Below are 12,129 nucleotides of genomic sequence, written 5' to 3' on the forward strand. Positions count from 1 at the left end.
TCAGGCCTTGGCGGGGGCGGCGGCCGGCTGGTGCGACGCCTTGGTGAGCGGCATCAGGATCAGGGTCAGCAGCAGACCGGCGGCGGCGAAGCAGGCGCCCGAGATGAACGCGTCGTGGAAGACCTCGGTGCGGGCGTGGTCCACCCGCGCCGGGTCACCGTGCGCCCAGGCGGTCAGCTCCGCGACCCGGCGGAAGGCGTAGGTGGCGGCCACGGCCAGACCGAGGGCGCCGCCGACCTCCTGCGCGGTGTTGATGAGACCGGCGGACAGACCCGACTCGTCCTCCTGGGTGCCGCTGAACGCGGAGACCTGCACCGGCACGAACGACAGGCCGAGGCCCAGTCCGGAGAGCAGGAACGCGGGCAGCAGGTCGACCAGGTAGGAGGCGTCGGACGGGGCCCGCCACAGCAGGAACATGCCCACGCTGGTCAGGGTCAGACCGGTCATCAGCACCGGCTTGGCGGCGACCTTCGTCACCAGCTGGGAGGCGACGCCGGCGCCGACCGCGACGATCACCGCGAGCGGCACGTACGCCAGACCGGTCTTCAGGGCCGACCAGCCGAGGACCTGCTGCATGAAGAGGCTGGCGAAGAAGAACAGGGTGACGCAGGTGCCGAGCAGCAGGATGGCGACCACGTTGGCGGCCGTCAGCGACCTGCGCTTGAAGACGCTGAACGGGATCAGCGGGGCCGCGGTGCGCTGCTCGATCACCACGAAGGCGATCAGCAGCAGGGCGGAGAGGGTGAAGCCGCCGTAGACCCGGGCGGTCGGGACGTGGGAGTCGGAGACGGTCTGGCCGAGGCTGAAGATGAGCAGCACCAGACCGGCGGTCAGCGTGACGGCACCGGCGACGTCGAAGGAACGGCGGGGACCCTCGGCGCGGCTCTCGCCGACGACCCGGGGAGCGATCACCGCGCACAGCAGACCGATCGGCACGTTGATGAAGAAGATCCAGCGCCAGCCCGGCCCGTCGGTGAGCAGACCGCCCAGGGTGACACCGGCGACGGCGGCGATACCGCTGAGCGCGCCCCAGGCCCCGAGCGCCTTGTTGCGCTCGGCGCCCTCCTTGAAGTTGTTGGCGAGCAGGGACAGCGCGGCGGTCGCGATGAACGCGGCACCGAGACCCTGGGCACCGCGCGCCACGATCAGCATGGGCGCGTTCTGCCCGAACCCGGCGAGCAGCGAGGCGCCGGAGAAGAGCAGCAGGCCCGTCTGCAGCATCCGGCGGCGGCCGAAGGCGTCGGCGAGCCGGCCGGTCAGCAGCAGGAAGCCGCCGAGCAGCATGCCGTACGTGGTGACGATGTACTGCAGGGACGTCTGCGAGATGTGCAGTTCCTTCTCGATCGTCGGCAACGCGACGTTGACGATCGACACGTCGAGGAAGGTCATGAAGCCGGCCAGGCAGAGGAACGCCAGGATGAGTCCGGGGCGTTGGGGCGGGGCCGAGTCCGAGCTGGTGGGGGGACGGCGCAACGACTCTTGGGTCGACATGTCGCTCCTAGTGGATGTGACGGGGTGTGAGGGGCGGGTGTTCCGTAGGGACGGGGAAGAGAAACGGAGAAGCGAAAGGCTGGGCGCCGGCGGGGAGTTGGCTGCGCTCACCCGTCTTCCGGGAAGCTAGCATCCTGGGTAAAGTAGGTACCTAGAGGAAAGTGACTTCCTGGGAGGGTCCGAATGGGCAGCATGGCCGCCGACGCGCAGGGCGCACGGGTCGAATCCGAGCTGGCGTGCCCGGTGTCGCCGGTGCTCGACATCGTTTTCAGCCGCTGGACGACGCCGATCCTGTGGACGCTGAACGAGTACGGCCGGCAGCGCTTCGTCGAGCTGCAGCGCAACATCGCCACCATCACGCCGAAGGTGCTCACCCAGCGGCTGCGGCAGATGGCGCGCGACGGCCTGGTGGTGCGCACGTACTACCCCGAGGTGCCGCCCCGGGTGGAGTACGAGATCAGCGAGCTCGGCCGCAGCCTCGCGCCGATCTTCGCCCACCTCGCCGACTGGTCCGCGGAGAACCTGCGCAAGGTCGAGCGCGCCAGGCAGGAGTTCGACGCGGCGGACGAACCGGTGGCGGTGTCGCTGCGCTGACGTGTCCTCGGTCAAAGCCATGGAACCCCCTGAGCTTCTGTCGCGCCCCGAAGGGGCGCGGGGCTGTATCGATGTGCGGCTCCGCCGCGTGGGCGCGACCAGCCACGACGGAGCCGCAGCCGGACGACGGCCAAGTACGGTGTCTCCAGCGGAGCGCCTAACCGTCGGCCGGTGTCGCGCCGGCGCCGTGCAGCGCACGCATCGAACCCCGGTAGAAGACCAGCGGATCGGTCTCCTCGGCGTGTGTGCCGAGGCCGGTGACCTCGCCGAGCAGGATCGCGTGGTCACCGCCGTCGTACTCGTCGGCGAGCCGGCACTCCAGGTACGCCAGCGCGTCGCTGAGCACCGGCAGCCCGCCCGGGGACCTGTGGTGCGGTACCTCGGTCAGACGCGCCGACTCACGGCCCGCGAACTTCCAGGCGAGCCGCTCCTGGGTATGCGTCAGGAAGTTGACCACGAAGCCCCCGGACTCCTGCAGGACAGGGCGGAGCCGGGACTGCCGGTGCAGGCAGAACAGCACCAGCGGCGGCTCCAGCGAGACGGAGGTGAAGGAGTTCACCGTGGTGGCGGAGCCGCTGCGCTCGTCGCCGGTGGTGATGACGGTGACGCCGGTGGCGAAGTTGCCGCACACCGTGCGCAGCGCGCGGCCGTCGACCGGCGGCGGCAGATGTCGGTTGTCCGGGTACTGGGTCGGCGGCTGGACGGGTATCACTTGAGCCCCCTCGTCAGGTGTGCGGAGCCGTGGCGTCCGCGACAGGTGTACGAGCCTTCTGGGTGCCGCCGGCCGTGAGCTGCTCGCGCGGGGACAGCAGCGGGGCCGCCATCGCCGTCGTCACGAGGGCCATGATCACCAGCATGGTGAACATCCGGCCGTCCAGGACTCCGAGGCTCACGGCGGCGTTGAGGATGATGAGTTCGGTCAGACCGCGGGTGTTCATCAGCACGCCCAGGTCCTTGGCCTCGCGCCAGGACAGACCGGACAGCCGGGCCGGGACGATGGCGCCGAGCAGCTTGCCCGCGCAGGCCACGCCGATGACCAGGACCAGGGCCAGGCAGTCGGTGGCGGTCAGCGCACCGAGGTCGACCCCGAGACCCGTGACGATGAAGAACACCGGGAGCAGCACGAGACTGGCGTTGTCCAGCGGCCGGCGCAGATGCGCGGCGAGCACCCGGCGGGGCTCACGCGGCATCACGAAGCCGAACAGGAACGCGCCGAAGATCTGGTGGATGCCGATCCACGAGGTCAGCCACGACGAGGCGAACACGCCCGCGCACAACACGGCCAGCAGCAGGTTCCAGCGCTCCATGGCGGCCCACCGCCACACCAGCCGGGCCACCAGCGGCCGTACCACCAGGAACATCAGCGCGATGTAGCCGACGCTGTACATCCCGATCCGGGCCAGCCCGCCCAGGTCGCCGTCCGAGGTGACCAGGGCCGACACATACGCCAGCAGACACCAGGCCAGCACGTCGTCGATGGCGGCACTGCCCAGTGACAGCGAGCCCAGCCGGGTCTCCGTCAGCCCGTTCTCGGTCAGGATCCGGGCCAGCACCGGGAACGCCGTGATCGACATGGCGGTGCCCAGGAAGGTGGCGAAGGCGACGAAGGAGATGTGGTGTCCGGCCACGGTGTCGTGGCTCGGGTACAGCACGACCGCCGCGGCCACGCCCAGCCCGAAGGCGAGCGCGATCGACGACAGCGAGACAGCGGCCGCCAGGCGCGCGTACGGCCGGATCAGCTGCCGTTCGAACTCCCAGCCGACCACGAACATGAACAGCACCAGGCCGACCTGGGAGACCGCCGACAGGAACGGCCGCACGTCGGTGGGGAACAGATGCTGTGTCAGGTGTCCGGGGAAGAGACCGAGGACACTGGGTCCGAGCACGATGCCGGCCAGGATCTCGCCGATCACCTTGGGCTGGCCCAGCCTGCGGGCGAGCGCGCCGAGCAGGGCGCCGACCAGCAGGATCACGCCGATGTCGAGCAGCATGGTGGCGATCTGCCGGTCCTGCACCCCGGCCGCGAGGACGGTCGGCCCGGTCATCGGGTCCCCCTCGGCCGCGGTGGGGTACCGGTCGACCAGACCGCCCGGAACGACAGCTCCGTCAGCCGCCAGCCCCGCTCGGTGCGCCGGGCCTCGCCACGGGCGAGGGTGCCGGCCACGAACAGCGGATCGCCGGGGGCGTCCGGGTGGTGTACGTGGGTGGAGACCAGGTTCGCGCGCAGCACCGCCCGCTCCCCGTCGACCAGGTCGACGACGGCGGGGGAGTTGAGGTGCTGGGTGCGCGCGAAGGCGTCGAGGGCCTGCCGGTGCCAGGCGGCGAGCCCCTCGATGCCCTCGTGCCGGCTCATCGGGAACTCGACGCGGGCGTCGGCGCTGAACAGCGCGTCCGCCCAGGCGTCGTCCAGTTTGTCGTCGTCAAGGCCCATCAGATATCGGTCCAGCAGGACACCGATTTCGGCTGAGGCCGCGTCTGAATTCATTACCCGAGCATCGCGCGCGGGCCAATTGGCACCCAAGTGCAGTTGTCGAAGACCTGACGCAGTTGCCGAAGATCTGACGCAGGCGGGGAAGACCTGACAATCCGCGCGCAGTCCTGAACACGGCGGACTTCAGACAGGCGTGCGACCTTGCCATGCTGGCTCAGGAGGCACCGGCCAGGGAAATCCCGCCCGGTGCCCCATCCCTGAGATTCATCCCTGTCCCTCATCCGTGTCTTACCTCTACCGGAAGAGAAGAGAGAATGCCGAAGATCGCAGCCGACGGTAAGAACCTGACCGTGCTCAACCTGTTCTCCACCGATTCCGCCGAGAAGCAGGACAGCCTGCTCGCCGCGATGCGTGAGATCGTCGACGCCGCCACCTACGAGGGGTGGATGTCCAGCACCGTGCACAGCGGCCAGACCAAGTTCGGTACGGCCAACTTCATCCAGTGGCGCTCCACCGAGGACCTCGAGACCCGGTACGCCGGCGAGGAGTTCAAGCACCGCACCCTGCCGCTGTTCGGTGAGATCACCACCGCGATACGGCTGCTGCAGAACGAGGTCGTCTTCGCCCAGCAGAAGTCGGGCGTCGAGGAGACCGAGATCGGTCCGTCCCGTGACGACTACACGGTCATCGACCTGTACGGCGTCATGGAGCCCACCCAGGACGCCCTGGTCGACGCGCTCGGTGTGTCCCAGAAGTGGCTCCAGGACGTGCCCGGCTACCGCAGCCACACCGTCCTGCGCGGCCTGCGCGGGCGCGGCATCGAGGGCAAGTGGGTCGTCGTCTACTCGCAGTGGGACAGCAAGGAGGCGTACGACGCCTTCCGCGACCAGCCGGCCGGGGAGCGCTCGGCCGACCGGCAGAAGACCGACGCCCAGGTGGACGCGCTCGCCGTCTGGCGGGACTCCAACACCTACCGCGTGGTGCACACCCGGTCGGCGGGCGAATGACCGTCCGGGCCGCGGCCCGGGGGCGTCCGGCGTCACCGGGGAGCGGCCCGGCGTGGAGTGGTCCGGCGTGGAGTGGACATGCGCGTACTAGTGATCGATCCGGATGACGGGACCGCCGAGCCGCTGGTCTGCCGCCTGGTGCGCAACGGCCACCAGGTCCGGCGGGCCCGCACCGGGCGGGCCGCGCTCGAACAGTGGGAGCAGGCCGAAGTAGTCCTGCTCGACCTGGAGTTGCCGGATCTCGACGGGCTGCGGGTGTGCGCCGAGATCCGGGCCCGGGGCAGTACGCCACTGATCACCTTCACCAGCCGGGACACCGAGATGGACCGGGTGCTGAGCCTGCGGTCGGGTGCGGACGACTGCCTGGTGAAGCCGTACGGGTTCCGGGAGCTGATCGCCCGGATGAACGCGGTGGCGCGCCGGGTCGCCCCCGGCGGGGACGCGGCCGGCGTGTCCTGCGGGGCGCTGCGGCTGGACCCCGGAGCACGTGCGGCATGGGTCGGCGACCTCCCGCTGGAGCTGACCCGCAAGGAGTTCGACATCCTGCTGCTCCTGGCCTCGGCACCGGAGACCGTGGTCTCCCGCCGGGACCTGATCGCCAGGGTGTGGACGGACGAGTGGGCCATCTCCACCCGTACCGTCGACACACATGTCAGCGCCCTGCGCGCCAAGCTGGGCGACGGCTGGATCGTCACGGTCCGCGGCGTCGGCTACCGCCTGGAGGACGCCGCCCCGACCCACGCGGGCACCGGCGGACTGGACACCACCTGACCCGCACCCCCCGGGCGCGACGACGGGCCCGGGCGGCGGGCGCTCGTGCGGTGGGGTGGGCGTTCGGGTGGTCGGGGTGTCGTCGGGTGAGTGGCCGTCGGGTGAACCGGGCGACGGGGACGGGTGTTCGGCTTTGTGCGCAGTGGAACCGCGGCCTGAAGTCGCCCCTGTTCCGGGTGTACCGGGAGCAGACCGGGGTGCCGGTTTCGAGAGCCGTGCGAAACCGGCACCGGGTCAGGCGGAGCTGTCCTCCCCCTCCGGGACGGCTCCGTTCCCCGCTTCCGTAGCGCCCGCTCCTGTCGTGCCCTCCGCGAAGACGCCGGCCTCCGGCAGCGCGTCGGTCTCCGAGATGCCCCCGCTCCCCTCGTCGAGCGGCTCCGGCTGCCCGTCGAGCACCGCGTCACGGGAGGCCAGCAGGCGTTCCGCCCGGTCCGGGGCGAGGTCGAGCGTGGGCAGTATCTGCGGCATCGCGATGCTGGGCAGCAGATGCCGGAACATGACGATCGCCCGGCGCATCAGGTCCTTGCGCTCGCACAGGACCTGGGACGTCCACTGGATGCCGGTGAAGGAGCCCGCGAGCAGCTCCGCCGTCTCCGCCGGGTCGACGTGCGGCAGCAACTCCCCCCGGTCGCGCGCCTCGACGAGAACCTCGGTCAGCCGGTCCGCCCAGGACTGGAACGGCGTGCCGTGGAACGGGTTGTCGCTGTCCACCCCTTCGTTCCACTGGTCCATCGCCAGACCCACGCTCGCTCGGGTCAGCGGGTCGTTCTGCAGCAGGTAGGCGAAGAGCAGCCCCTGGTCGGCGAGTTCCTGCAGTCTCGTCCGCTGTGCGGGCAGCGGCCCGAGGTCCAGCTGCGCCGCTATGACTCCATGGGCGAGCTCCTCCTTGGAGGAGAAGTGGAAGTACAGGGCCCCCTTCGTGACGCCGGCTCGGGCGATGATCTCCGTGATGGTCGCCGTGGTGTAGCCGCGTTCGTCGAACACCGCGGCGGCGGCCAGCAGGATCGACTCGCGGGTCTGGATTGCTCGTGCTTGTCGTGCCATGGCCTCGGTGCCTGTTTCTATGTCAGAGCTTGGTCAGGTCGCCCCACAAAGAGAACCGGACTGCCAGTCTTTTGTCGAGAGGGGGAACGATCCCCGCACTCATCGACCCTGGGGGCAAACCATGTCTGACTGTGACATACGTGTAATGGACCGGTTAGTCGCTACTCATGGTGGTACGGAACCGGCTCCGAGCCGGCCCGACTCCCCTGCCACGGCCGCTGCGGCGACCCTGACGGCACCCGCATCATCGCAGCTCAACACCATTGAACCGGCATCCGGCACCGCTTCTGTCGGGACCCTGGAACACCACGACGGACCGAGCTGTCGCAACAACGGGCAGAGTTCCCCGATCAACGGGCAGAGCGGTCCGATCAAAGGCCAGAACCTGCTGCTCGACGCCGCGAACATCGCTTCCCCGCCCGGTTTCCGGACCGACGCGCCGGTTCTGATACCGGACCATGACACCCCAGTCCACCGGCCCGGCCCCGCCGCACCGTGTCACCCCGCCGAGGGCAGGGCCACACCCGAGCTGTGTCACCGCCCGTACGTCGAGGACCGCTTCCCGGTGGAGTGGCTGCGGCTCTCCGAACACCGCTTCCTCGTCTCGGTGGAGTGGCCCGTCGCGCACCGCTTCTTCGCTCCGCTGCCCGACGGCCGCCAGGACCCGATGCTGGTGGCCGAGACCACCCGGCAGGCGACGATGATGCTCGCGCACGCGGCGTTCGGGGTGCCGGTCGGCGACCAGTTCGTGATGCGCGAGATCGGATACACGCTGGAGACACCCGACTTCACCGTCGCGGGCGCCTCGGGCCCGATCGAGGTCGTGGTCGACTGCTCCGACGTCCGGCTGCGCGCCGGACGCCTCGTCAGCATGCGGGTCGACCTGCGCTTCCAGCGCCTGGGCCGGCTGCTCGCCACCAGCATCGGCGTCCTCGTCGTCACCTCGGCTCGCGTCTACGGCAGACTGCGGGGCGAGCGGATGTCCGCCGTCGGCCGTCCGGTGCCGTTGCTGCCGGCCGTGCCGCCGCACGAGGCGGGCCGTACCGACCGCAGGGACGTCGTCCTCGCCCTCTCCAAGCACCGCCCCGGCTGGCGGCTGCGCCTGGACACCACGCACCCCACCCTCTTCGCCCGCGCCAACGACCACGTCCCCGGGATGGTGCTCCTCGAAGCCGCCCGGCAGGCGGCCGCCGTACTCACACCCGGGCATGTCTTCCACCCGGTGTCGCTGCGGGTCACCTTCCAGAAGTACTGCGAACTGACCGAACCCTGCTGGATTCTGGCCCGGCACGACAGCTGCCCGGAGCAGGGGGCCGTGCTGCGGGTGGAGGGGCTGCAGCAGGGGCCGCAAGGGGACGAACCCGTCTTCGCCGCGACGCTGGGCGGCACGGTGCGGGGCAGAAGGTGAGCCCGCTCGTCCTGGTGACGGGATCCGGCGGATTCGTCGGCGGTCATGCGGCGGCCGCGGCCCACGTCGCGGGGGACGTCCGGTTGCGGCTGCTGGTCCGCAAGCCGCCGCCCGGAACCGGCACACCGGTCGGCCACGGCCGAGGGGACCGGACCGGCCATGTACGGCGGGACCGGACCGACTACGTACGGGGGGACCTCACCGACCCCGCCTCGCTCCGTGGCGTCTGCGACGGCGTGGACGCGGTCGTTCACTGCGCCTCCCAGGTCGGCGGCGATCCCGGGCAGTTGCGCAGGGTCAACGACCTGGGTACCCGCGCGCTGGTCGAGGAGGCCCGGCGGGCCGGAGTCGGGCGGTTCGTGTACCTGAGCACGGCGGCCGTGCTCGGGCGGGGTCCGTTCCACGGGGTCCGTCCCGGGGAGGTGCCGATCGCGCCGCTCTCGGACACCAGCCGCACCCGGGCGGCAGCCGAGCGGCACGTCCTCGCGGCGGGCGGCACCGTGCTGCGGCCCCATCTGGTGTACGGGGTCGGGGACCGCTGGGTGGTTCCCGGACTGCTGGCGCTGTTAAGGCAGTTGGGGGCGCGCCCGCACGGCTGGGGCGGCCGGCAGTCGATGATCGACGCCGGGACCCTGGGGCGCGTGCTGATGGCGGCCGCGCTCTCGCCGACGGCGCTCGCCGGCCGGGTCCGCTTCGTCAACCACCCGGATCCGGTGCCGGGTTCACTGCTGGTGTCGTCGGTGGCCGACCTGTACGGCCTCCTTCCGGCGGCCGTGCCCGGCATCCCGGCCGAGACCGCGTCGGCCCGGGTCCGCGCCGACCGGACGGCCCGCCACCACCTGGAACTGCTGGCGGCGGACCACTGGTTCGCCGACGACCGGGTCTGGACCGACCTGGGCTGCGACCCCGGCGCGGGGTTCGCCGAGCGGCTGCCCCGGTACGCCGACTGGTACCGGAGCCGACGGCCGGTCCCGGATCACAGCGGCCCCTTGGCCGCCGTCTCCACGCCGGCCGCCTCGGCCGGTTCGTAGGGCAGGTAACGGGACGCGGTCACCGCGTAGTCCACCAGATCGGTGGTTCCGCCGGGGTTCAGCTCGCCGAGCACGTGCGGCGCGGCGAGCCCCGGCAGGAAGCCCTGCCAGAACCCGGTGAAGGCTCCCCGGGTCTGCTCTCCGGTACGTCCCTTGATGAGCACTCCCATACCGGTCGTGGCCGCGACGATGGCACAGGTCAGCGGCTGCGGCTGGATCTGCTCCCGGAGCGAGCCCCGTTCTTCCGCGCGGTCCAGCAGCCGCCGCAGACAGGCGTGCCAGGCGTGGATGAACTGCTGCCGCCCGCCGCGCGGCCACTCCGTGTCCAGCCTGAACCCGGACCGGGCCACCACGTCCCAGGACAGCAACTGGCCGAGCGTGTGCGATATGTCGACGAGTGACTGCAGCGGCTCGCCGTTCTTCTCGTACGGGATCAGGGCGGCGCGCCACAGGATCCCGCGCGCCTCGTTCACGACCGTCCGGGCCAGGTCCTCCTTGTTGGCGAAGTGGAAGTGCAGCGCCCCGGTGCTCATTCTGGCGTGGGCGCTGATGTCCGCCAGCCTGGCCGACGCGTAGCCCTCGCGGTCGAAGACCTCCGCCGCCGACTTCAGCATCAGTCGGCGGGTGCGGGTCGCCCTCTCCTGTTGGTGTCCCACCTGCCTGCATCCTTCCATCCCGCGATCCAGAGAACAGACTTGACGGTCTGTTTATAGCGGCTCCGTGTCCAGCTCGCGTCGGGAGGGTCTGTTCGACCCGGAACCCGCGCTGTCGACACTCCGTCAATACTGCCCAGAAGATCACGCTTTTCCACATCTTGGCCAGAGTGAATGCCGGGTGGAAGCGGGGAATCGGACAGTCAAAAACGTTTCGGAAGGTCTACCAACGCCTGCGGCGCCGCGCAACGCATATACGCATGGTCGTGCCGGCGCATGCCGGGCGATCAAGGCGAGTTGGTTGACGCCAAGAACAAACCGCCGCCCCCGTCAGTGGCCTCAGAAACGGAACTCGCGATCCCAAGTCTGCAGTTGGCAAGATCCCTAAGAGTGATGTTGATTACGTTTTGACATGGATCTCGAACCAGGACTCGTGCCTAACTACCGTAAACCGGACTGAGGATGTGACGGAGTGTAAGTTTACTCAGTCTTTTTTTGACAAACCGAGAGGTAGGTTTTTAAGCTCGGGACGTCAGGCGCTCGAGCGTGAACGACATGTTCAGGGGGAGAGCAAGTGAGCCAAGGCGCAACGAGCAGCACCCTGGAAGCAAGGAAGTCCCTCGCAGCTCAGATCCGCAGGCCCTCGGCGAGTTGGCGGGTTCTGGTCGTCGAGAACGACCAGAGTGACATGGACACCCTGGCCGCCGGACTGCGACGGCACGGACACCAGGTCGAAGGAGTGGGCACGGGAAGCGCCGCTCTGCAGGCCTACCAGGTGTCGGACATCGTCCTGCTGGATCTGGAACTGCCCGACCTGGACGGACTGGAGGTGTGTCGCTCGATCCGGTCGCTCAGCGACGTGCCCCTCATCGCCGTCACCGGATGGGGTACGGAACTCGACCGCGTCCTCGGCCTCCAGGCCGGCGCGGACGACTACCTCGTCAAGCCGTACGGCTTCCGGGAGTTGATGGCCCGGATGGACGCCGTCATGCGCCGTGCCCGGCCGCAGTCGGTCACCGCGCGAGTGGTCTCGTGCGGACCGCTGCGTATCGACGCCTCGTCACGCGAGGTCAGTCTTCACGGTGAGGCGGTGGAGGTGACCCGCAAGGAGTTCGACCTGCTCTTCCTCCTCGCGGCGCATCCGGGGACGGTGATCACGCGCAAGCGCATCATGCAGCAGGTCTGGGGCGGTTCCTGGTCCCGGCGCACCGTGGACACCCACGTCAGCAGCCTTCGCGGGAAGCTCGGAGGCAGCGACTGGATCGTCACGGTCCGCGGCGTGGGGTTCCGCTTCGGAACGGTCTGACATCCCTCCGGCGGGACGTCACGGCATCTCCACAGATCATTGAACGCGGATTTCTTGCACACGGATTTCTCGTACACGGATTTCCTGCACGCAGATCATCCAACGCAGATCCTTCAACGTCCTTCAACGCAGATCCTTCAGCGCAGATTCTCGAACAGGGCGGGCTCCGGACGGCGGAGCCCGCCCTTTCGTATGCCGGCCGCGCCACGTTCCCCGGCATCCGCGTATTCGGCCGACGGCCAACTGTTCGCCACCCGAGGACGGTTCGGCGCCGCTTCTGACAATTCTCTGACACTGGCCTGGCAGTGTGCCAACAAAGTCGTAGCCCACCTGCAGATCTGGTCTGAAGGCTTAATGGTTGGCTGTTGAACGCACCGATGTGCCGCGCCGACG

At 69.6% G+C, this 12,129-nt stretch carries 12 protein-coding genes; 6 read left to right on the forward strand and 6 right to left on the reverse strand.

All coding sequences use genetic code 11. The features are described from left to right. On the reverse strand, positions 1–1,491 hold the full coding sequence (locus tag EDD90_RS35055) for an MFS transporter (protein WP_123976884.1): 1,491 nt from the start codon (positions 1,489–1,491) through the stop codon (positions 1–3). 192 nt (positions 1,492–1,683) lie between these two features. Here EDD90_RS35055 and EDD90_RS35060 point away from each other — a divergent pair, with 192 nt between their 5' ends. Continuing rightward, the gene (locus tag EDD90_RS35060; protein WP_398928670.1) at positions 1,684–2,085 is read left to right on the forward strand and encodes a winged helix-turn-helix transcriptional regulator; all 402 of its coding nucleotides are present in this window, start codon (positions 1,684–1,686) and stop codon (positions 2,083–2,085) included. Between the two features lie 157 nt (positions 2,086–2,242). On the opposite strand, the gene EDD90_RS35065 is transcribed toward EDD90_RS35060, so the two are convergent. From EDD90_RS35065 to EDD90_RS35075, 3 genes are read right to left on the reverse strand one after another with little or no spacing between them, the layout of a single operon-like run. Beyond that, entirely contained in the window at positions 2,243–2,797 is a 555-nt protein-coding gene (locus EDD90_RS35065; RefSeq protein WP_123976886.1) for a flavin reductase family protein, read from the reverse strand. A 13-nt stretch (positions 2,798–2,810) separates the two neighbouring features. Then, positions 2,811–4,130 carry a cation:proton antiporter gene (locus EDD90_RS35070; protein WP_123976887.1) on the reverse strand — a complete coding sequence of 440 codons (1,320 nt, stop codon included), beginning with the start codon at positions 4,128–4,130 and terminating at the stop codon, positions 2,811–2,813. Further along, a complete protein-coding gene (locus tag EDD90_RS35075; RefSeq protein WP_185149333.1) occupies positions 4,127–4,570 on the reverse strand; it encodes a nuclear transport factor 2 family protein in 444 nt (147 codons plus the stop codon). Before EDD90_RS35075 ends, EDD90_RS35070 begins: the two co-directional genes overlap by 4 nt. Before the next feature lie 260 nt (positions 4,571–4,830). On the opposite strand from EDD90_RS35075, the gene EDD90_RS35080 reads away from it, so the two are divergent. Next, positions 4,831–5,523, forward strand: a complete 693-nt coding sequence (locus EDD90_RS35080; RefSeq protein ID WP_123976889.1) for an antibiotic biosynthesis monooxygenase — start codon at positions 4,831–4,833, stop codon at positions 5,521–5,523. A gap of 78 nt (positions 5,524–5,601) precedes the next feature. Next, entirely contained in the window at positions 5,602–6,294 is a 693-nt protein-coding gene (locus tag EDD90_RS35085) for a response regulator transcription factor (protein WP_260328310.1), read from the forward strand. 234 nt (positions 6,295–6,528) lie between these two features. Here EDD90_RS35085 and EDD90_RS35090 read toward each other — a convergent pair whose 3' ends face one another. Then, positions 6,529–7,338, reverse strand: coding sequence for a ScbR family autoregulator-binding transcription factor (locus EDD90_RS35090; RefSeq protein ID WP_123976891.1), 810 nt, complete (start codon positions 7,336–7,338; stop codon positions 6,529–6,531). Positions 7,339–7,867: 529 nt separating this feature from the next. On the opposite strand from EDD90_RS35090, the gene EDD90_RS35095 reads away from it, so the two are divergent. Beyond that, positions 7,868–8,746, forward strand: a complete 879-nt coding sequence (locus EDD90_RS35095; RefSeq protein WP_394365617.1) for a ScbA/BarX family gamma-butyrolactone biosynthesis protein — start codon at positions 7,868–7,870, stop codon at positions 8,744–8,746. Continuing rightward, positions 8,743–9,777, forward strand: a complete 1,035-nt coding sequence (locus EDD90_RS35100; RefSeq protein WP_123976893.1) for an NAD(P)-dependent oxidoreductase — start codon at positions 8,743–8,745, stop codon at positions 9,775–9,777. Before EDD90_RS35095 ends, EDD90_RS35100 begins: the two co-directional genes overlap by 4 nt. Here EDD90_RS35100 and EDD90_RS35105 read toward each other — a convergent pair. After that, positions 9,723–10,433: a ScbR family autoregulator-binding transcription factor gene (locus EDD90_RS35105; RefSeq protein WP_185149334.1), complete on the reverse strand. Its 711-nt coding sequence runs from the start codon at positions 10,431–10,433 to the stop codon at positions 9,723–9,725. The genes EDD90_RS35100 and EDD90_RS35105 overlap by 55 nt on opposite strands. Before the next feature lie 685 nt (positions 10,434–11,118). On the opposite strand from EDD90_RS35105, the gene EDD90_RS35110 reads away from it, so the two are divergent. After that, positions 11,119–11,736 (forward strand): response regulator transcription factor, encoded by a 618-nt coding sequence (locus tag EDD90_RS35110; RefSeq protein WP_123981978.1) that lies wholly within the window; start codon positions 11,119–11,121, stop codon positions 11,734–11,736. Positions 11,737–12,129: the final 393 nt, after the last annotated feature.

The sequence above is a fragment of the Streptomyces sp. Ag109_O5-1 genome (assembly GCF_003814875.1).
In the GTDB taxonomy this organism is placed as follows: Bacteria; Actinomycetota; Actinomycetes; order Streptomycetales; family Streptomycetaceae; genus Streptomyces; species Streptomyces sasae.